The following is a 20,589-nucleotide window of genomic DNA, read 5'->3' as shown; positions in this document are numbered from 1 at the left end:
TAAGTCTCGAACTAACCAATAAATTTAGGGAAAGGTGGTGTAAGTTATGAAAAGTTTGTCTCCCAAAAGAGTGATCGTTACCAGCCTCGCGCTTGCCCTCATGTTGGGCGGAAGCGTGCTTTATGCAAATCGACAGCCAGCATTAGCCGATCCAGCTGACAATGCTGTGTTATTGCAACCAGCCCCGCAGGATAAGCAGGAAAAGAAGCAAGCCAAAGAAGGCCGCGGCAAGGAAACCAAAGGACACTTCAATAAGCACATGCCGATTATCGATGAAGCCTCTGCTATATTAGGAATCGATAAGGACACTCTAAAAGCTGCTTTAAAGGAAAAAACTCTAGTCGATATTGCAAAAGAAAAAGGGATATCCGAAGCTGATCTAATAGCCAAGCTCAAGGCTGCCCGCAATCAAAAGATCGATGAAGCGGTGCAAGCTGGCAAGCTCGCTGCGGATAAAGCAGAGAAAATCAAAGCAGGCATGGAAAAGCATTTGAAGTTTATGGTCAACCATAAAGACTTAGACTTTTCCCACAAGCACGGCAAAAATCACAAATCGATGATGCCTGCACCCGATAAGTTATCTGCGCTGCTTGGCATCACCGAAGATGAGCTGCATACTCAGCTCAAAGAGGGCAAATCTTTAACCGAAATTGCTCAAGCCAAAGGAATCAGCAAGGATCAGCTCATCGAAAAAATCAAGAACGAAATGACACCATGGATCGAAAAAATGGCCGATCATAAAAAAGAGTCCGCTTCCAACAAGCAGAAATCTAAGTGATGAGAACATATACTACTCTAGGATAGACGTTTCGCAATTCCATCAAAGGGAGAACGTTTATCCGAGGTTGGTCGATAATACTTAACTGCCAAATACTGCCGTCCTTATCATAAGGGCGGCTTTTTTTTCATACTATGGTCCTAGTCCCAGCCTTATCTCAACCGTTTCATAAATTTTCTCACTATTTCACACAATCGTCATATTATTCATTTATAATGGAGAAAAGAATCGAAACGTCCAGGAGGCCCACTTATGAAACGCCCTATTTTTACTAAGCATTCTTCAATTTTTGTACTTGGTGCGGTTGTATTGATTTCCTGCAGCTTTCTATTAGCACCTGCTCCCGCTCGCTCTTCAGAGTCTTTGAATATCATAGCCGCAACATCCTCCTCACTTAATAATGCTCAGAACGGTAAGGAATTGTATGAAATGCATTGTTTGTCATGCCATGCAGCCGAAGGGAAGGGAATCGATAAATACCCTTCTTTAGTAAGTGATCACGCGAAAAATAAGCTTTCAACTTATGATAAAGCATTCGAGTTTATCTCCCGCAATATGCCTCAAAATGCGCCCGGATCATTGCGCGAGGATGATTATAAAGCAATTACCAATTACATTCTTTCGTTAAACGGTATTCCTACCGGATTTAATGACATAGAGGGTCACTGGGCCCAGAAGGAAATCAACGAATTATTCGATAAAAAATTTATTGATGGCTATATAGATAAGCAGGCCGGAACTATGTCGTTCAAACCAAATCAGAACATAACCCGCGCCGAGTTTATTCGCTATTTAGTTAAAGCCAAAGAGCTGTTCTTGTCCAACAGCACGGATTCAGAGTTCAAAGATATTGCAGATACTAACAAGGATAAGGTTTACATCATAACAGCAGTGGAATACGGTTTAATTAACGGTTATCCCGATCAGACATTTAGACCTATGAATAGTATCACAAGAGCCGAAATCGCAACCATCCTTTCCCGAAGTGAAATGCTAAAGGCCTCATCAACGAGCTCATTCACTGATGTTGCGGCCGATTATTGGGCTGGGGATGCAATCCGCGCTGTACAACAGGCTCATTTGTTTAATGGCTACGAGGATGGTTCTTTCCGTCCTGATTTTAAATTGACGCGAAGTGAAGCTGTGGCCGTCGTTTATCGTTTGATCCATCCTGCCTCATGACATACCTTCTATCCTGCAGATTTAACTGCTCAACGAGAAAATCCGCCGAAAGCTCCCAATACGAGCCCGGCGGATTTTTATTTTAATACGGAGCTTCAAGACATCTAAGACATCTTCCGTTATCTTGCAAGCGCTGTTTGTTCCCCATCTGCCGATATAAAACGGTATAGCAGATATAGAGCTCCAAGCGATAAGGCAGCTCCAATGTAAAAAGGAAGCTGCAGGCTGTATTGATATACTCCTACACCTAGCAAGGGTCCCGTAATTCTGCCCAAACTATCCATGGAGGAGCTGAGTCCTGAAGCTACACCTTGCCCTACTTTGGTTTTCTGGGTAATCAATGAAGTAACACAAGGCCGGATCAAGGCATTTCCTGCCGCGAACACGGATAAGTATACGGATGCAGTAAACAAACTTGATGAAAAAATAATGAGGATGAACCCTAGCGCCGATAGCACCAACCCGTAACCAATAACCTTCGCCTCATCACCCTTTTTAATAAAACGTCTAACTACACCCCCCTGAATCAGGGCACCTACAATGCCGCTAACTCCAAACATTATACCTAGCTCCAGTGAAGTGGCATGAATCATATCTTTCTCGAACAGAAGCAGCGTTGCTTCTAATCCGGCTAATGTAAAGGATACGAAAAAAGAAAGCACATATAAATATTTAACCGATCCGACAAAGGCCGACCAACGTGATGTTTTTTCCTGGCTGTACCCGCGGCGCTTCTCAACGCTCAAAGATTCAGGAAGCATGATCAAAGCGAACACAAAAGTACAAAAGGCCAAGCCCGCCGCTGCGAAAAAGGGTATTTGATAGCCCCATTGACTCAGTATACCTCCAACAGCCGGTCCGAAAATAAATCCGAGTCCGATCGACATCCCTACCAGACCCATACCTTTCGTACGGTTCTCTTCCGTTGTAATATCGGCAACATAAGCTACAGCACAAGCAGTGGCAGCGCCGGAGAACAAACCTCCAAGAATACGTGAGACGTACATAAGCAGCAGGCTCTCGCCTGAGATTCCGAATAAGAAGAAGCTGACACTAAATCCTAAGGCTCCGATTATTATTAGCGGCCTTCTGCCAATTCGGTCCGAAATACTTCCCCAAACAGGTGACATCAGGAAAGATGCCAATGAATAGATCGACAAAAGCATACCTAGATGAAAGCTGCTTGCACCTGATCCCGAAATAGCGTCGGGCAGCACCGGAATAATGATGCCGAATCCGATAAATATCGTCATCAGCAGTACCATAATTATGGCCAGCTGTTTTTTCATAAATGATTCCAGACCTCCCGATCAATTGTTATCCAGCATCTTGGTGAACATGCTGCTCTATCGTATCATAACTTTTTTCATCATGGAAACAAATCAGGAGAAGATTAACAAAATGGACAAACCCCGACCCCATATCAGCCCTACTTTTGACAAAAATGATAATAATAACGGTTCCTGCGACAAATACTGAGAAAACTTAATATAACGTTTAACAAAAACCGCTTGCAACGTTGTCAGATTATCGTTACTATGAATTAGATTTGGAGTTTTTATATTATAAGAAAGGTAGGGATGACAGTGGATCATCAACGTACGCCCCTATTCTCCGCTCTAAAAGAGCATGCAGCACGCAATCCGGTTCAATTCCATATTCCAGGCCATAAAAAAGGAGTCGGGATGGATCCGGAATACCGCCATTTTATTGGCGATAATGCCCTATCCATCGACCTTATTAATATAGCACCTCTGGATGACCTTCATCAACCGACCGGAGTCATTGAAGAAGCACAGCAGTTGGCTGCCGATGCATTTGGAGCCGATTATACATTTTTCTCTGTTCAAGGTACCAGCGGTGCCATTATGACAATGATCCTAACCGTATGCTCTGAAGGCGATAAAATTATCGTGCCTCGTAATATTCACAAATCTGTCATGGCTGCAATCATTTTTGCTGGAGCCAAGCCGGTGTTCATTTCACCAGTACGCGATGCCAATCTTGGAATCGACCACGGAATAACGACTCGCTCCGTCAAACGTGCTCTGGAGAGACATCCGGACGCCAAAGCAGTGCTGGTTATTAATCCGACCTATTACGGCGTATGTGCCAATCTGAAGGAAATTGTCGAGCTGGTACATAGCTACAATATGCCTGTATTGGTTGATGAGGCGCACGGTGTTCTCATCCATTTCAGCGACAAGCTGCCGATTTCCGCTATGGAAGCAGGAGCAGATATGGCAGCTACCAGTGTACATAAGCTTGGGGGCTCCATGACTCAAAGCTCCGTGCTTAATGTAAAAGCAGGCCGTATCAATGCCGGACGGGTGAAAACGATCATCAGCATGCTGACCACTACGTCCACGTCCTATATCCTGCTCGCTTCACTTGACACATCACGCCGTCACTTGGCATTAAACGGGGCACAAATGGCAGAGCAAGCCATAGAATTAGCTCAATTCGCCCGCAAGGCTATCAATGAAATTCCCGGCTTAAGCTGCTTCGGGGAAGAGATTCTCGGTACCGAAGCGACCTATGATTACGATCCTACCAAAGTGAATATTCATGTCCGGCACCTTGGTATTACAGGATACGATGCAGAAAATTGGCTTCGTGAGCATTACAATATCGAAGTTGAGCTTAGCGATATGTATAATATACTCTGTCTCATTACGCCTGGGGATACACATGAAAATGTGGACACGCTGCTCAATGCGCTTCGCGAGCTTTCCAGCCAAAATTACAATATCCGACCTGCTACGGATTTGGTTATTAAGGTTCCGAAAATTCCGCAGCTGACGCTTACTCCGCGGGATGCTTTCTACGGTGACACCGAGGTTATTCCGTTCAAGGAATCCGCGGACCGGATCATCGCTGAATTTATTTATGTTTATCCCCCTGGTATTCCCATTCTGTTGCCCGGGGAAGTTATCTCGCAGGACCTGATCGATTACATCACTGAGCATGTCGAAGTAGGTCTGCCGGTCAAAGGTCCAGAAGACCGCAGTATTGAAAATGTAAAAGTTATCGTGGAAACCAACGCTATTTTCTAAAGCAGCATTTGCCCACCCCAAAAAGGGAATAAGCCTGCATTCGTATGCAGCCGCTTATTCCCTTTCCTTTTTCCCTATCAATCCACCAGAATTATATGCGGCTTTCCAGCCATTCAATGACATCGGCCACAGCATGTTCATCATGATGCTTACAGGTGCGATTTGAGACGCTCAGAAGCGACTGATGGGCATTTGCAACAGCGATGCCAACCCCTGCTCTTCTCAGCATTTCCAAATCATTGAGATGATCACCCATCGCTATGCAATTGGTTCGCTCTATCCCAGTGAGCTCCATGAGATGTTCCAGAGCATGTCCCTTGGTGGCATTTGCCGGCAAAATCTCAAAATACTTATCATCGGAACGAACCCAGGTAATATCGGCTACCTGTTCGGATTCAGCGTAAGCTTCAACTTCATCCAACAGCTCGGGCTCCCATGCAAGCAGCACCTTGTACCAAGGTTCTTTAATTTCATTAAATCCATCCTGCTGCAAGGGTCTTGTGAAACCTTCCATCCTCCGATGGTGCTCCGTAATTCGGTTCTCTCTTATAAAATAGGGCTCTTCTCCGCAATAAATCTCTACAGCGAGCTGAGGGAATTGTTTCATTAGCCGTTCTAAAACCGGACGTACCGAGTCACCTAATGTCCTATGCCATACATTCTCACCTTTTATAAAATCATGAATAACTGCCCCATTATATAGAATAGCAGGTGCACCAATCGGAAGCTGATCAGCAAACCTCTTAGCCGAAGATGCGATTCTCCCCGTAGCCAGTGTAAATAAGCCCCCCTGCTCGACAAACCGTTCAATTGCATTCAAATTCTCTTTGCTGATTGTTTTACCGCTGCTAAGCAATGTTCCATCCATATCCGTAACTAACATCGTACCTTGAAACCTTTTCGAATTCATCTTTTCCTCTCCTCTGATTGTCATATTGTCAAATGTATACGCTTAATGCTATGATGTTCATGGCATCCCATGGGATGAAAACCTTTCCAGTCCATTTACAGGCAGGTGTGTCGACATGGCTCAAAGCGCTTATATTAAATTTGTAGAAGGCTCCGCAATACCTTCATTAACGCTCGAAGAACTAAAGGATCAGCTGCTGCATTATAAGGAGCAATTGAATCTTACCGGCAAGCAATTGGGATGGGATTACGAAGACGCTGGATTTCCGTATACGATAGAAGCAAAACCGGAGGCGGAAGGCAAGTGGTTTTATCTCAAAGGAAAAGATCAGCTGTATAAATACATTGTCATGGGTACGGGCAATGATCAAGTTGGCGATAAGAGCCGACACTATGTGCAGGTCGTCCTTCCTGACGATAGTACCCATGGCGATAAAGCCAAAGGCAACGAATTTTGCAAATATCTGGCCAAGCTTTGGAAGGCCGAACTCCATTTGTTCAACGGACGCATTATGTATTTTAACCCACGTAAATAGCAAGTCGTTCACTACAAAAACCGTTTTGCCGGCTAACAGGCAAAGCGGTTTTCTTTCTTTAATTATGTATAACAACAAACCCCTTCCTGTCCACACAAGAAGGGGTTTGTTCTTGCCTATTCCGTTTCTTGTTCCTCTACAATTTGATTGTAGATTTTCACAACTCGTTCCCATTCTTCTTCATCTTCGATACTGGCCAAGAATGCATCTTCATCCTCTTCTTCGATTCTGAAGATTACACCGTCAGCCTCAGGATCGTTGCGGTCCAATAAAACAGCATACGGTTGATCGTTAGCCTCGAAAGTGTATACCATTACCATTTCGTGCTCTACACCGTCTTTATCGGTAACTATAAAAATATCATCTTCGTGGTCATGATCGCAGGATTCATCATGAATATGATCGCTCATGGGAAAACCTCATTTCGTGTAAATTAGTCATCCCTCGTATCGTATCATGTTCCCTCATGCAGGTCAAACCTAAGCTGCACAACCTATAAGCTCTCATTTACTTCGATGTAATTACTTTTTGTGATACTGTAGTATAATCTCCATCATCATCAACCTTAATGGAGAACTTGACCTTATAATTGCCTGCTTCACTAAAGGTAAATCCGGTAAACGGCCAAGGATACCAGAAGTTTTCCTTCTCTCCGTCTACAATTTCTTCCTTAAAAGCACTCTGTTTACCACTTGGTGATTCAATCGATATTTTAAATGAATGAAAAGGTGTGTTTAAGCTATCCACCTGAGCAAATACTGCAAAATCCATTCGAGTTCCCTTTACTACAGCTCCAAATGGGGTTTGAATTGAATAGTCATCTTTCACTTTCTCTGCTACAAACATATGAACATTAGGCTTGTAGACAGATACGGTTTTGGAACCATTATCCCATTTTACAAGTGATTGAAGCGAATCCGCCAACGTACGAACAGGCATTATCGCATTTCCCTTAATTAAAAAAGCAGGCGTTTCGCTGTCCGAGTATTGCTTTTCAACACCATTAATAAGCAATTTGACTTTACCAAATCCCTCGTAGTCGCCCCACATCGAACTGGCAAATGCCCCCGTCGCACCAAAAAGCGAAAGTGATAGCACTAGAGTTAGCAATCGTGGCACTTTCATTCTGTAACCTCCATCGTGACTTGTACTTGTATTCTATTATTTTATACTCCGGATGTTGGCAAGAGTTGCGCTCGTTTCCTGAAAATCACAAAAATATTTTCATCCGTAAACCTAGATATAGTACCTAATTAATAAGTTAAGCAATTACACTACAAAATATGCCAAGCTTCGCTAGATTTCAGTAATAGTCGCTCCCTTTGCTTGGATTCTGCCATTCGGAACAACCGCTCTTTCGGCCTCATTATCAATATGGTGAAAAATAACACAAAATGCATAAAATATCGATAAAATTTGACGAAATGTGTCAAAACTATCTTGAATTAGTTGCTCAAACCATGATAGATTGATAAAGATATGTACGCGCTATGGAACCATGAGTGGAGGATCGTACGTGAGCTTGCAAATCCAAATGATTGGCACAGGAAGTGCCTTTTCCAAAAAATTTTACAACAACAATGCATTGGTTTTTTGCAATGGTTTCACATTATTGATTGATTGTGGAGCGACAGCACCGCGTGCACTATATGAACTTAATATCCCACTGACTAACATTGACGGTATCTTAATTACCCATATTCATGCCGATCATGTAGGTGGTATGGAAGAATTCGCGTTTCGCCTTCACTATGCTCACAACAAGCATCGCATGAAGCTGTTTGTTCCATCTACTCTGCTCTATTCTTTATGGAACCATTCATTACGAGGGGGCTTGGAAAATAAAGCTGAAGGTTTGTTGCAATTGGAAGATTATTTTGAAGTTATTATATTGGAAGAAGCTGTTACCAAAAAGCTTTCACCCGATCTAACAGTTGAACTGATTCCTTCCACGCACATTCCTGAGAAACCCAGCTATTCTCTGCTGCTTAATGAAAAGGTTTTTTACAGCTCCGATGCCAAGTTTGATGAAAAACTGTTGACTGATCTTCACGCAAACGGTCGCTGTGATTACATCCTGCATGATTGCCAGTTTGCAACACCCGGTATTGTTCATGCTTGTCTCGATGATTTATTGACTTTACCCAAATCTGTTCAAGAGAAAGTAATGCTGATGCATTATGACGACAAAGTGGAACAATACATAGGAATGACTGGGAAAATGACCTTCATGAAACAATATACATTATATGATTTCCCATAAAAACCTATCCTCGGATGAGGATGGGTTTTTCCCAGTAACAATTTGAGAAAATTTGCACAGCTTTTTAGGTACATTTAATTGAAAACGTTTACTGAAAGAAATATAAAAACAATTTTATACAAAATTTACTGTCTTTTCTACCAAATGCAGCAGGATTTAGTATGAATACAGAGAATTCCATTAATATCCTTTCATCTCTACAATTTGAGTAAGGAGTTTGAAAGCATGAGCTATAACTGGATCTTATTCGTATATACAACTGTTGTCTGTGCATCTTCCATACTTTTCGACCAAACCTCAAGCCCGGTTTTGCTAAGCATTATTGCGGTCTTGTATGTAATCATCCATTTCGCGGAGAAGCGGATTGCAGCCGCAACAGCTTTTCAGATGAGTCTTTTGATTGCCTTTCATTTGTATAGTCAAATGGATTGGTGTCTCCCACTTTACTTAGCACAAATGGGCAAGCAGTTTTATAAAATTCGCAATATTAACTCGGCTTCAGCAGTAAGCTTGCTCTATACCATTACATATGCGTTAATTTCATTTACTTATATGCCTTATTCAATCTATGGAATGATTACCATTTTGTTCAGTTCTTTTAGCTGCCTCATATTCACTATTCTTTTTTACCGTTACATTCATGTCATGGAAGATCAGACCCAATTGCTGGACAACGAAAAGAAGCATCTCAGCACTCATGATGCCCTAACCGGATTATGCAACTATGAGGAATGCCATCGGCAGCTAGCCCAATTAGTGGCTGCTCGCAAATCAATCGTATTGGTATTAATAGATTGCAAGGACCTTAAATCCTTGAATACAACAAACGGCTTTATTGGAGTCAATCGAATTTTAAAACAAGCCGCGCAGCAGTTGCGTATGATGTTCCCTAAGGCATTAATCATCAGTCGATACGGCGGCGATGAATTTGCTATTGTACTTGAATCCACCGATTCTATACAAGCAATGAATACAATGTCTGAGCAATTTGCTCTGGATTTCCCCAAACTGACCGGTATTGATATTAATTACGGGATGGCATTTTATCCGAACGATGGTTTATCCAAGGACGATCTAATCTTTATTGCCGAACGAAATCTATATACAATGAAGAGAGAATCCTGGCTTAAACGCGAGGAGCATATGCTGCGCTCAGAAAAGCTGCGGGTTGTGGGAGAGCTCGCTTCCGGTATGGCTCATGAAATTCGTAATCCGCTGACTACCGTCAAAGGTTTTTTACAGCTTTCCAAAGCGGACAATTTCAATATAGGCCCTTGGTACGAATTAATTATGGATGAAATCACAAGAATGAGCATGCTGACTGCTGAATTTCTTCAGTTCTCCAAGCCTCATGCTACTAAATTCAAAGTCCATCCGATCGAGCCCTGCATTCAACGTGTTATATCTCTACTTGACTCCGAAACGGGACGTCTTGGCCATCAAATCCATTTTAATGCAGAACCCGCTCCATTCCATATGCTGATGGATCAGGATAAGATGCTTCAACTGCTGCTGAACTTAATCAAAAACTCTTTCGAGGCCATGACTGACCAAGGAAGCGTGAGCATCCAATTATATTCTAGTGATAAACATGCGGTTATTGAAATAGCCGATACTGGAAGCGGTATCCCGGAGGCTGAGCTAGATAAAATTTTTCTCCCTTTTTATACAACGAAAGATTCGGGAACAGGTCTGGGGCTATCGATTTGTCATAAAATAGTTCAAGATCATGAAGGAACTATGGAAGTCGAAAGTGAGCTAGACAAAGGAACGAAATTTATTATTACGGTCCCCTTGGTTTTTGAAGAAGATCAGCATGATCTTCTTCAAGTCCAAGAAGCAAAAACCTCTTCCTTTTAAAGGTTTTAAACAAACACCCTTTCACAATTTGTTGAAGTGCCCCCCTTATAATAGACATTGGAAAAACCCCTGGGTAAACCGATGAATTATAAGGGGGGCATTTTTTATGGCGATTAAAGGACAAACTTTTAAACATTATCCAGAATCCATCAAGACTGAGGCTATCCGATTACATGAGGTGGAGGGATGGAGCTACAGAGAGATCACAGAGCATTTGGAGATACATGACAAGGGACGGGTCAAGAAGTGGATAAGAAAGTACCGCGAATGCGGTGAAGAAAGTTTCAAGGACAAGCGTGGAGGGCCGTTTCGAACAGAAACAGAGCAGGAGCGCTTGATTCGACAGCTGCAGTTAGAGGTAGATGTGCTAAAAAAGTGGTTACAAATCTTGAATCGGGAGGTGCCCAAAAGAGATACTACGTCGTTGATGAACTGAAGGAAGAGCAAAGTGTTAAGAGCCTATGCTCTTACCTGGGAATAAGTAGAAGTGGTTATTACGCCTATGTAAAGCGTGGTACAACAGATCCTGACGGAGAACTAAAGCTCAAAATCTTAGCAATCTATGAGCAGCGCAAGAAGATTCTAGGATACCGCCGTATTCAAGATGAGTTGTATCGTCAATATAACCTTATCGTCAATCATAAGAAGGTTCTGCGCCTTATACAAGAGCTTGGAATCAAGTCGATTATCCGCCGCAAATATGTTTATCAAACGAGTTATGATGCAGCTGTATCCGATGGGAGAGTGGCTGAGAACTTGCTAAAGCGGGACTTCCGTGCCGATGGTCCAAATCAAAAGTGGGTTACAGATGTTACGCAATATCGTGTGTTCGATGATCGAATTTACTTATCCGCCATAAAGGATCTCTGGAACGGTGAAATCGTGGCCTATCACATCAGTAAGCGCAATGACAATCCGCTTGTACTAGAGACGTTTAGAAAGGCGTTTGAAACGCAAACAGACGTAACTGGCAAAATCCCGGGATTGATCGTTCACAGCGATCAGGGATGCCAGTACACGTCTCATGCTTACCACGACATGCTGCCAAAGGTTGGCGCCCGAATCAGCATGTCTCGCCGAGGCAATTGTTATGACAATGCCTCCATGGAAAGCTTCTTCTCTCATTTGAAAGTGGAAGCTCTCTATCCCTATGATATCCGAAGTATCGAGGAAGCACAAAGGCGAATTGAGGAATTCATTCGATTTTATAACGAGGAAAGAGCGCAGAGAAAACTAAATAAGCTGACGCCGGTTGAGTACCGACGCCAGCTTGCAGCCTAGGGCTTTTTTTAGTGTCCATTTAATGGGGGCTTGACCATTGTATGTGAAAGGGTGTTTTTTTGTTTTCCTCAAATTCTTATAGAAACCGCCTTAACAGGCGTCGCTTGGCACTCGGCTTCTCCAGCACATAACTAAGTGCTCCTGTACATATGCCTAGAAATGCACCGCATAGTACTTCCGCTGGCAAATGACCCAAGCTTTCTTCCAATTGGATTTTCTGCTCCTCTTTTTCCATAGATGACAATGAGCTTTCTTCCATAAGTCGTCCAACCGTAACCTCTAACGAGTTCACCTCTGTAGCAATGTTTCCCGCTTGCCTGCGTATCCCCATAGCATCATACATAACGATCAGGCTTAGCATCCCAGCAAGGGCAAATGGAATCGTTTCAATACCTCTTTTTAAACCAACGTAAGTGGCTAAAGAAGTTACCCCGGCTGAATGAGAGCTTGGCATGCCTCCTGTTTTAAACATCTCCTCCCAATCCCATCGTCCGGTTTGCTGCTTGGCAATTGGAATCTTAACAAATTGCGCCAAACCAACCGTCACGATCGATGTAAGTAAAGCTCGATTCATCTTATCACCTCTATGCTATAGAATCCTTAATCGATAAGTATTCTATACACAGGCTTTTTTTAAGCAGACTCAATATATAAACCCATACCGGATTCATCCAATTTGACTGATACCTCGAACATTTGCGCAAGATCGTTTATCGAAATGAAAGGCTCGCTGCCTACCCACTTCACCGGTTTAATCAACGAAGTTCGAATACCATTCACGACAAAGTAATCGTTATCCATAACATATTCCACATTATGCTCATTATAACTAGCCGTAAGCATCCAGACATTCTCAAATCTTAAATCGGTCATCTTGGTATCGGTCGGCAATTCCTCTTTACTGAACAATCGCCAGGAGATGTATACACTTGAATCTTCACTTTCATGTCTTAGGACCGTTGTTACAGGTTTTCCATTAATGAAAATGTTAAGAAGAGGCCAATGCTCCATCCCTTCCTTCTTAAGCTCTTCTTGCCATCCATAAACTTCCATAGGAGGAGAAACAGCATTTAGCTGCTGAGATGAAGCATCATATTGAAACCAGTTCATATAAAACGGCGTATAGGTAAGCTGTTGATTCTCCCGATCCAATGACCAAATTTGAAAGTAGTAATAAGAAGGCGGATGCTCTTGAAACAGGTTAACATCAAGCTGTGTCTCTACTAATTCAGTACCACTTCCTGTCAAACCTGTCGTCCATTTCACCGGAATACTAACTCGTTCGCCAAAGCCCATCGTATTAACGCCATATTTGATTTGCTGCTGGCCGTCCGCTGCGGGTGTGAAGGACACATGAAGCGAACCGCTATTTTCACCTTTAACCCCAACGGTATTCCACTGTTGTATTGTAGGAACTCCAAGAGGCTTCTGAGGCTTCATTCCAGCAATTTCCTCCCAATAGCTTCTGAGTTCTGGAATTGACTGAGGTGAAGGAATATACTCGTTCTCGTGCCTAACTAGATTGACAACATCTTTAGGTTGATCAGGCAATGCAATGCCTCCGACTCCGAATAAAGCAACATAATCCTCCGCCATTATTTCGGCTGGGTCCCATTTATGATTATAGGGCAATTTGCTCCCAAACCATCGTATTGGATAGCCCTCGAGCTGCCTTATTTTAGACCAGCCAGACAACTCTGTTAATAGATTCGGATAAAACCCCTCTTTCTTTTGAAGCCAATAATAGGTAAAATGATGCCCATACTCATGAATTAACGTTCGTTCAACCTGTTGTAAAGAATCCACTTCGTATAGCTGTATTATTTGCGTCTTGCTATTATAGTTCCCTACTCGAAAGCCGCTTTTTCCAGTGCTCGATTTGGAATTTAGAACAACTTCTTTAAGCTCAGAGAATTCCTCTCCATGCCCGCATCTCAGCAGCATTTCATAAAGTCCCTTCAGTTTAGCTTCATTCCAAAGCTTGCTATAGCTTGAAAATTGAATTCCCTCCGGACTAACAAAAACGGCCGTTTTCCCATCTTCTGCATAAACTGGAAATGAAACATTTAGGCTAATAAACAACAACAAAAACCACATTATCGCATTCTTCAAAAGCCATTCCCCCAATTATGCTAAATATGTATACGCTTTCAAAGAATTTATTTATTTAGGCCTATTTTACCATATGGAATAATAAAAATAAGCCCTTTTGCAGCATCTATATCATTTCTTAATATTATTGCTGTACACTCGTTCTCTTTGGAAGAACAAAGGCGCCGCCGCTTTCTATGCAGGACGACTTTGCTCTCAAAGACTGAATAGTTGATAAAACAAGACCTATAAGGATTTCCGGCTTTCGATCGCTCGCTTCCAAGCTTCTTCGCCCAACCGCTTGAGAACCAAAGCCTGCTCCCAACGGTCTGAAATTTCTACTCGTTCACCGCTTACATATTGAGTCTCGGTAATCGCATAGTCAGGAGGTCCAAGCTCTGTTACAAATGGTAATACAGCCCCGGGCTTGGCTTCGGCTAGCCAATAACTCATACCTTGCTGCCACCACTTCATAAAAGGCTCGACCATGCCATGCTCAGCATTCGGACCAATATCTACTTGCACTTGCTCCCCATTTGAGATTCTGGCATGAATGCTTGAAGTGCGCTGCAGTAGAACATTGAACAACTCCCCTGCCAGCTCTAATTCTCTCGAAGCAGCCGCTGTCAATTCGCCAGCCACTATATAATGTGAAAGATCAATAGTTAAACGCAGATCCGGAATCGCTTTTACATAATCTACTGTACGGTGAAGATCTTGCGTCACACGTCCCCTGTGTGTTTCCACTGTGTAAGGTATATCAGCTGATTGCGCTTCTTCTACAAGCCCTTGAAGCAAATCGATAGCCTGCTGGCCAATTACGAATGAATCCATTACTTGAGAATTAACATACAAGACGCCAAATTGCTTAGCTTCCTTCAAAAGCTGAGTCATATCCTCCGGTTTACGCGGAAATGAGTGAATACCGAAATTAAAGCTGTACTCATCCAGTAAGCGCCTCCAACTCTCAGCCTCCTGCTCTTTCGGAAGATGAGCCATAATACCGGTGAATCCGGCTTCAGCGATTTTTTCAAACTTCTCTTCCATCGACCACTCCTTGCCGCCGCTGCCGATGCCATTCATGGCCCACCATGATTGATGTACTTCTATTCTCGGAGGTTTGGAGCTTCCATCCACAATCAAGCCGCTTCTCTGGTTCACGAATACACCTCTTTTTCATCAGACTACTAAAGGTATTTCTTTCCCAAAGAATACGATACATTGCTGCGTCTGTCACGTTATTTTATTCATTTTGCCTTCCTTGTTTAATGACTCTTGAAATTCAATTTTATGTCCGCTAAATAGTGCTTCATCCACCACTCCCCATGAGATCTGCTTCAGCAATTCACTTATGCGATGTTCCTTGGCATGAATCAGCTCAGTGATGATTTGAACACAGCTTTGACTATATACTCCATGAAAAGGTATTGGATTGGCCTGTATTAATGGAAGAGCAGCTTGGTACTCGACAAGCCTTTTACGCTCGCATAATAACCTCGCTGCTGACGATGAGACTGTTCGCATGTAGCAAGCCGTCACCCATAAATCACTATACTTGGCTAATGAGAATGCTGCATGCATGCTGCTCAATACGCCAAAGCCTGGAATAAAATCGGTAATTACCCGGACCCAACGCGGCAGAACAGGCAGTAATAGCCTTGGTTCGTTTGCAACAACAATGATTTCTTGGCATATCGATTGCATTTCATTAATGAGACGGTTAATCAACGGCTTACCATCAATTAAACAAAGTGCTTGGCCGACATCATCCTCGCCACCGGCCAATATGACTCCAGTCAGCATAGGGCGAACACTACCTTTCCGCAAAAAGTTTTCTTATTCTTAATAAATATAGCGGATTAAGCCGCGTCTGGATGTTATATTTATCACAGCACACTACAATATTGAAGCTCACATTTCTATATATCCTACATACTAAGCAAAAGTAAAAGCACCAACTGTGATTATTGTCACATCAATTAGTGGTGAAATACATTAAGGTTATAATAACGAATGTTTTCTAATGATCAGGAGGAATCCAAATGAAGGATTTAAACCATAAAGCGGATGGAATTCATAATACAGAATGCTTCTCCGAGGACAATCTTGCCAGATTAAAAGAAATCATGTATGAGCATAAGGTCGAGGCGGGCTCCCATTTGTTCTGGGAAGGGGATATAGCCGATAAGCTGTATTTTATTAAAAGCGGGCGCATCCAAATTACCAAAACCAATGATGATGGTAAAAGCTTCATTTTATATATGTACGGAAAAAGTGATCTTTTTGGGCAACTGGACCCTTTCCATCACTCTATACACAGCTTTAATGCTGAGGTTATGGAAGATACGGTCATTGGTATCATTCAACAAAAGGATTTAGAAATACTTCTGTGGCAGCATGGGGATTTAGCGGTGGAATTTATGAAGTGGATGGGGCTCATGCATCGGATGACGCAGACCAAATTTCGGGATTTGATGATGTTCGGCAAGCCTGGCGCTCTATGCTCTACACTAATTCGTCTAAGTAATTCATACGGAAAGCCCACTGGCAGTGACATCATTATTACAAAAAAAATTAGCAACAGCGAGCTGGCCGATATGATCGGCGCAACCCGTGAAAGCGTCAACCGGATGCTCAGCGACTTGAGAAAGCTCGACATACTCGCTATGGAAAATAATTATATTATCATTAAAGATATCGACCATTTGAAAAATATTTGCCAATGTGAAAATTGCCCAAAAGATATTTGCCGTATCTAATAAGGCAGCAGCATGGAAAGGGGGAAGCTTGCTTCCAGATCTTCTCCCATTTCCCCCCAACCCATAATCCCATTAATATAGTTCAGCTTAAAGCTTGCATCCACAGGATGTCCTATTACTTTATAAATTCCTGGTGGAAACTCCAATGGATTAAGTGTATAAGCTTTAGCTGTGTAGTATTTGCGCTCCAGCAGCTCCTTTTGACTCGGAAATTCAGCCTTCTCCATCGCCTCCAAGCTTTGCAGCATCTCCAATTCCAACTCTTCACGTGACATTTGGCTGAAAAGCTTTTTCATTCACTCACCTCCTGCTCAAAACTCAGATAACAAAGCTTCAAAATCCGCTCTTTATTATCGCTCATCCAATTATGTACAGTTGCAAAGCTTTTAAGGTACTTCTCCTCAGTATGTATCAGGTCAATACCTGCCCACTGTCGCCCTAAGAAATGGAGGCATAGGACTATACTTCGAAGTAGAATCAGCTGTGGAAGCGCCTGTATTTCATCCGTATTTAAGGTACCCGTTTCAGCATAACCATTGATGAAAGCTTCTATGAGGTCCCATCTATCGCTGTGATACCTTATTATTTCATTGATGAAAACAGCCGCATCCATCACACGTAAATCAGGAGTAACAAATTCAAAATCAAGAACAGCCGAAACCTCTTCTCCTCCTGTAAGCACATTGCCGGCTACTAAATCCGAGTGTACAAGCTGAGTAGGCAGTTGTTGCAAGCTTGAGAGATTATTCAGGAGATTATTAATTTCGTATTCTAGTAGCTCCGCTTCCTTTGTAAGAGAGCCTTCCTGCTTGCTGAGGAGCCATGCTGCCAGCTTTTCACGTGTAACCAAAGGATGTATCTCAAACAGATCATAATAAGGCTCATATGCTGCATCCAAGTCCATGGTTATATTTTCTAATGCAGAGACCAATGCACCCATTGACCGGCCGATCGATGCCACATGTCCTCTATCGTTCAAAACAGCTCGCTTGCCTTCCATGTATTCAAACAAGATCGATATTTTACCTGATGGTGTTAGAACATAATACTCTCCATTTAAAGCTTGTACCGGTTTGGGTATTTGAAAAGCAAGTTTAGCTGTCTGAAGCTTTTGCAATAAACTATATTCGAACCTCACCTTATTCAGATCGGTATGATTTTCATAGATTCGTAATACAAACTTATGGTTACCATGATTAACAAACCGAGTCGTATTATTGACTCCGCTTTCCTTGGCTTCAATACTCCAACTTCTATCGTCAAAATATTGTTCTAACACTGCATCAATTTGCGACTCTAAATCTACTGCCATGAAAACAACTCCTAATTTTCTCCAAAGGTAATAAAATCTTCAACTTTTCTATATGAAAATGAGGTATAATAGGGTATGTACCCAAATAATAGGGAAGGGAGAAATCGTCCATGACAACTGAAATTATGTTTCATGATCAAAAAATCCCCGTCCGCTTTATTTCGAGTGACCAGAAAGCGATCCCGCTCTTAATCCAAGTGCTCGAAAGCTGCCGCACCCAACCTGCCAACAAGCAACAAGATTATGTTTACCATATCGATCTCATTGAAGTAGTAGGCAACAATGCGATTTTGCACACTTCTATAGAAGACGAAAAAATCCATTTGCCGCTCTATTAGAGCGGCTTTTTTGTTAACTTACAGGCGTTCCGGAAAACCCGGCTACTATGAACTTCTTTTCACTTCCTGGCAGCCACACCCAGCTTTTAAACAATTGACCTTCTTGTTTCATTTGATCATGCAAATCCTTAAGCCCCAGAACTGCCGACTCTATCCCATATTGTCCAAAAGCACGGAATAAGAAACTCATGCGCTCTGAGTCGCTCTTCAACCCATATAAACGATCGAAAATCTCCTCATTCTGTTCATCCATTCGGATCATTTCCGACCACATTACCAGCTTGCCGTCTGGTTTCAATAAAGATAGCAGCAGCTTGTTGTAGTCCAATACAAGACTATTGCGCAAATATGCAAGTGCATCTATAATCTGACTTATTTCCAGTTCATTATACTGGCTGGCATAGCTTGCAAATTGGGTTAAAGCATGAATATAAAATAATTGCGTATGTACCGAAGAAGAAACTACTAAATTAAAACTTTTCTTCAAATGGGGCAATGCTTCATGTCTTCGGACTGCAAACGCGCTATCCTTCAAATACCTGATAATCTCAGCAGCTGGCGCTTGATTTAACAGCATGTCCTCCCACGTTTCGTAGAATTGAACTTGGTCCAAACATGTGTAATCCACATTGGTCAAGGATTTAAACTTATTGGATACAGCTATACCGCTCTCCTCCAGAACCTCTTCGATAGAGTTAGCTTCCGTGTCAAACACGCTAACCTGTGAGAATTGGTTCATTAATCCAGGCAGGTCCACATCGCCATGATTACCGGCCCCAAGAACTGCCGCTTTATCTTTTATCGTCATAATCTCCATAGCATGCTCCAGGAGCTGGCGGATTTGAAAGCGGTGTGTACCCCATTCCTGACTGCCCCAATCCACAGCATTCTCAGCATCCAACTGCTGTTGATGCTGCGCAGGATGTATGGGTGATCGGCTAAATTCCTTCATTTTATACCCTCTTCCTACTCTTCTATAATACTGGTATTATAACACAAGGTCCCGTATTCCGCGCAGTTTGATCCTTCTACTGATAACAGCTTTATAGCTATCATGAGACTGGTATGCTTTGTGAGCATCAATATAATACTTAATCGAAATATTAGACATACCTTTCTGTAATGCTCCCCATACTTTCATTCATCAACCCCGAAATCTTCTTTGCTCTATCGCTCATCATAGCAGCGTTAGTAACCCATTTCCCTGCTACTTTTTCTACGTAATCCCCTGTTCCCCATTTTATTAGTCCTTAAACTTAGATGGATTTTCAACATAACTTTCCACAATAAAACCACAACTCAAACAAATAGAATGTATAATAGGTGAACCAGTTTTAAAGAAACTATTTAGAGGGGTTACTACGGCATAGCCAGCTTGCTTTCCTTTACCAATTTCCTTACCCCCACATTTAGGACATTGGATCTCCATATTAGCCAATGGTTCATTCCTCATTTCTCATAAAATGCCAATTTTATTAGCAAAAACAAACAAAGCATGAGTAAAAATATATAATCAATAAGAAACCAATTATTATTATTGTATTTGCCGATGTTTTAGCTATATCTTTGAGTTTATAATGAAATAATATTCTCATAATAAAATTAAAAAATATTAATATTCCGATTCAGAACTATCACTTTGTTTATCCAGTCCATCTCAATCCCATGAAAACGATATTTTATAATAACTTAGTATGTACTTCTTCATGCTCTAATCTACTAAGAATGTTTCTATAAATTATACCAAGCCTATTTGCATTATACTCTTCAAATGTCTCAAAATCTCTTATAGATCTTTTCTGTATTCTAAACTGATAGTGCCATGCTTTATTTGCTGTTACGATAACTTTCTCCTTAACTTCAGGAAATTGATCAGCAGTTAAATCAATTATAATATTTTTGTACTCTAACCATGCATGACTCTGTTCTTTTCTCAGCCCCCATACATAAGAAGCTACAAACCCTTTTGAACTGAGAAATTTCGCAAAAAGATTACTCGTGTCTCCACAACACCCTGTGGGAAAGTTATCAAAAAACGGTGATTTAGGAAATTCATTTATTGGCATAGACTGTATAGCATTGCGAAATAAAACACCGTAGTTTTTTATTTGTTCCTTAATCATTTAAAACATCCTTTCATGATGAAGAAAGAGTATTTTACTTTCGCAAATAATAATTATATTTTTCAAAAAATATTAAACTCATTTAAGTACATTAATATTTT

General features: G+C 41.8%; 23 protein-coding genes. 10 read left to right on the top strand and 13 right to left on the bottom strand.

The features are described from left to right. The first annotated feature begins 46 nt into the window (after nucleotides 1-46). Together ACFQ0C_RS26570 and ACFQ0C_RS26565 are read left to right on the top strand one after the other, a co-directional pair. Nucleotides 47-778 carry a hypothetical protein gene (locus tag ACFQ0C_RS26570; RefSeq protein ID WP_379371119.1) on the top strand — a complete coding sequence of 244 codons (732 nt, stop codon included), beginning with the start codon at nucleotides 47-49 and terminating at the stop codon, nucleotides 776-778. A 252-nt stretch (nucleotides 779-1,030) separates the two neighbouring features. Continuing rightward, nucleotides 1,031-1,960: an S-layer homology domain-containing protein gene (locus ACFQ0C_RS26565; RefSeq protein WP_379371117.1), complete on the top strand. Its 930-nt coding sequence runs from the start codon at nucleotides 1,031-1,033 to the stop codon at nucleotides 1,958-1,960. Between the two features lie 119 nt (nucleotides 1,961-2,079). Here the strand turns inward: ACFQ0C_RS26565 and ACFQ0C_RS26560 are convergent, their stop codons facing one another. Then, the gene (locus ACFQ0C_RS26560; RefSeq protein WP_379371115.1) at nucleotides 2,080-3,249 is read right to left on the bottom strand and encodes an MFS transporter; all 1,170 of its coding nucleotides are present in this window, start codon (nucleotides 3,247-3,249) and stop codon (nucleotides 2,080-2,082) included. 297 nt (nucleotides 3,250-3,546) lie between these two features. On the opposite strand from ACFQ0C_RS26560, the gene ACFQ0C_RS26555 reads away from it, so the two are divergent. Next, nucleotides 3,547-5,016 (top strand): aminotransferase class I/II-fold pyridoxal phosphate-dependent enzyme, encoded by a 1,470-nt coding sequence (locus ACFQ0C_RS26555; protein WP_483875018.1) that lies wholly within the window; start codon nucleotides 3,547-3,549, stop codon nucleotides 5,014-5,016. A gap of 91 nt (nucleotides 5,017-5,107) precedes the next feature. Here ACFQ0C_RS26555 and ACFQ0C_RS26550 read toward each other — a convergent pair whose 3' ends face one another. Continuing rightward, complete coding sequence (locus tag ACFQ0C_RS26550; protein WP_379371111.1) at nucleotides 5,108-5,926, bottom strand: Cof-type HAD-IIB family hydrolase; 819 nt, start codon at nucleotides 5,924-5,926, stop codon at nucleotides 5,108-5,110. Nucleotides 5,927-6,041: 115 nt separating this feature from the next. Between ACFQ0C_RS26550 and ACFQ0C_RS26545 the strand changes: the two genes are divergently transcribed. Next, the gene (locus tag ACFQ0C_RS26545; RefSeq protein WP_258215121.1) at nucleotides 6,042-6,461 is read left to right on the top strand and encodes a DUF1885 family protein; all 420 of its coding nucleotides are present in this window, start codon (nucleotides 6,042-6,044) and stop codon (nucleotides 6,459-6,461) included. A gap of 116 nt (nucleotides 6,462-6,577) precedes the next feature. Here ACFQ0C_RS26545 and ACFQ0C_RS26540 read toward each other — a convergent pair whose 3' ends face one another. Both ACFQ0C_RS26540 and ACFQ0C_RS26535 read right to left on the bottom strand, forming a co-directional pair. Further along, nucleotides 6,578-6,871, bottom strand: coding sequence for a DUF1292 domain-containing protein (locus ACFQ0C_RS26540; RefSeq protein WP_258215120.1), 294 nt, complete (start codon nucleotides 6,869-6,871; stop codon nucleotides 6,578-6,580). 97 nt (nucleotides 6,872-6,968) lie between these two features. Further along, nucleotides 6,969-7,586, bottom strand: a complete 618-nt coding sequence (locus ACFQ0C_RS26535) for a copper amine oxidase N-terminal domain-containing protein (RefSeq protein WP_258215119.1) — start codon at nucleotides 7,584-7,586, stop codon at nucleotides 6,969-6,971. Between the two features lie 391 nt (nucleotides 7,587-7,977). On the opposite strand from ACFQ0C_RS26535, the gene ACFQ0C_RS26530 reads away from it, so the two are divergent. The 4 genes from ACFQ0C_RS26530 (at nucleotide 7,978) to ACFQ0C_RS26515 (ending at nucleotide 11,865) form a co-directional block, all read left to right on the top strand. Then, complete coding sequence (locus tag ACFQ0C_RS26530) at nucleotides 7,978-8,724, top strand: MBL fold metallo-hydrolase (RefSeq protein ID WP_379371108.1); 747 nt, start codon at nucleotides 7,978-7,980, stop codon at nucleotides 8,722-8,724. 225 nt (nucleotides 8,725-8,949) lie between these two features. Then, the gene (locus ACFQ0C_RS26525) at nucleotides 8,950-10,584 is read left to right on the top strand and encodes an ATP-binding protein (protein ID WP_379371106.1); all 1,635 of its coding nucleotides are present in this window, start codon (nucleotides 8,950-8,952) and stop codon (nucleotides 10,582-10,584) included. A gap of 106 nt (nucleotides 10,585-10,690) precedes the next feature. Continuing rightward, nucleotides 10,691-11,020 (top strand): helix-turn-helix domain-containing protein, encoded by a 330-nt coding sequence (locus tag ACFQ0C_RS26520; RefSeq protein WP_379371104.1) that lies wholly within the window; start codon nucleotides 10,691-10,693, stop codon nucleotides 11,018-11,020. Continuing rightward, nucleotides 10,960-11,865 carry an IS3 family transposase gene (locus ACFQ0C_RS26515; RefSeq protein ID WP_379371102.1) on the top strand — a complete coding sequence of 302 codons (906 nt, stop codon included), beginning with the start codon at nucleotides 10,960-10,962 and terminating at the stop codon, nucleotides 11,863-11,865. The genes ACFQ0C_RS26520 and ACFQ0C_RS26515 overlap by 61 nt, the downstream gene beginning before the upstream one ends. Nucleotides 11,866-11,941: 76 nt before the next feature. On the opposite strand, the gene ACFQ0C_RS26510 is transcribed toward ACFQ0C_RS26515, so the two are convergent. From ACFQ0C_RS26510 to mobA, 4 genes are all read right to left on the bottom strand, one after another. Further along, complete coding sequence (locus ACFQ0C_RS26510; RefSeq protein WP_379371100.1) at nucleotides 11,942-12,439, bottom strand: divergent PAP2 family protein; 498 nt, start codon at nucleotides 12,437-12,439, stop codon at nucleotides 11,942-11,944. Between the two features lie 59 nt (nucleotides 12,440-12,498). Continuing rightward, nucleotides 12,499-13,977, bottom strand: coding sequence for a hypothetical protein (locus ACFQ0C_RS26505; RefSeq protein ID WP_379371098.1), 1,479 nt, complete (start codon nucleotides 13,975-13,977; stop codon nucleotides 12,499-12,501). A 225-nt stretch (nucleotides 13,978-14,202) separates the two neighbouring features. Next, a complete protein-coding gene (locus tag ACFQ0C_RS26500; protein ID WP_379371096.1) occupies nucleotides 14,203-15,117 on the bottom strand; it encodes a sugar phosphate isomerase/epimerase family protein in 915 nt (304 codons plus the stop codon). A gap of 72 nt (nucleotides 15,118-15,189) precedes the next feature. Continuing rightward, the gene (gene mobA / locus ACFQ0C_RS26495) at nucleotides 15,190-15,759 is read right to left on the bottom strand and encodes a molybdenum cofactor guanylyltransferase (RefSeq protein ID WP_379371094.1); all 570 of its coding nucleotides are present in this window, start codon (nucleotides 15,757-15,759) and stop codon (nucleotides 15,190-15,192) included. 239 nt (nucleotides 15,760-15,998) lie between these two features. Here mobA and ACFQ0C_RS26490 point away from each other — a divergent pair, with 239 nt between their 5' ends. After that, on the top strand, nucleotides 15,999-16,715 hold the full coding sequence (locus ACFQ0C_RS26490) for a Crp/Fnr family transcriptional regulator (protein ID WP_379371092.1): 717 nt from the start codon (nucleotides 15,999-16,001) through the stop codon (nucleotides 16,713-16,715). On the opposite strand, the gene ACFQ0C_RS26485 is transcribed toward ACFQ0C_RS26490, so the two are convergent. Beyond that, nucleotides 16,712-17,011, bottom strand: coding sequence for a YfhH family protein (locus ACFQ0C_RS26485; protein ID WP_258215111.1), 300 nt, complete (start codon nucleotides 17,009-17,011; stop codon nucleotides 16,712-16,714). The two genes, ACFQ0C_RS26490 and ACFQ0C_RS26485, sit on opposite strands and share 4 nt — an antisense overlap. Then, on the bottom strand, nucleotides 17,008-18,027 hold the full coding sequence (locus ACFQ0C_RS26480; protein WP_379371090.1) for a phosphotransferase: 1,020 nt from the start codon (nucleotides 18,025-18,027) through the stop codon (nucleotides 17,008-17,010). The genes ACFQ0C_RS26485 and ACFQ0C_RS26480 overlap by 4 nt, the downstream gene beginning before the upstream one ends. Before the next feature lie 110 nt (nucleotides 18,028-18,137). Here ACFQ0C_RS26480 and ACFQ0C_RS26475 point away from each other — a divergent pair, with 110 nt between their 5' ends. Next, a complete protein-coding gene (locus tag ACFQ0C_RS26475; RefSeq protein WP_379371088.1) occupies nucleotides 18,138-18,365 on the top strand; it encodes a hypothetical protein in 228 nt (75 codons plus the stop codon). Nucleotides 18,366-18,378: 13 nt separating this feature from the next. Here ACFQ0C_RS26475 and ACFQ0C_RS26470 read toward each other — a convergent pair whose 3' ends face one another. The 3 genes from ACFQ0C_RS26470 to ACFQ0C_RS26460 all read right to left on the bottom strand — a co-directional run bounded on the left by ACFQ0C_RS26470 (nucleotide 18,379) and on the right by ACFQ0C_RS26460 (nucleotide 20,488). After that, nucleotides 18,379-19,317, bottom strand: coding sequence for a hypothetical protein (locus ACFQ0C_RS26470; protein ID WP_379371086.1), 939 nt, complete (start codon nucleotides 19,315-19,317; stop codon nucleotides 18,379-18,381). A gap of 291 nt (nucleotides 19,318-19,608) precedes the next feature. Next, a complete protein-coding gene (locus tag ACFQ0C_RS26465; RefSeq protein WP_379371316.1) occupies nucleotides 19,609-19,794 on the bottom strand; it encodes a transcription initiation factor TFIIIB in 186 nt (61 codons plus the stop codon). 250 nt (nucleotides 19,795-20,044) lie between these two features. Then, a complete protein-coding gene (locus ACFQ0C_RS26460) occupies nucleotides 20,045-20,488 on the bottom strand; it encodes a hypothetical protein (RefSeq protein WP_379371084.1) in 444 nt (147 codons plus the stop codon). Nucleotides 20,489-20,589: the final 101 nt, after the last annotated feature.

The organism is Paenibacillus sp. GCM10027630, assembly GCF_042676305.1.
Classification (GTDB): Bacteria; Bacillota; Bacilli; order Paenibacillales; family NBRC-103111; genus Paenibacillus_S.
Note: the sequence above shows the minus strand (reverse complement) of the source record. Positions and strands in the feature narration are given on the sequence as shown.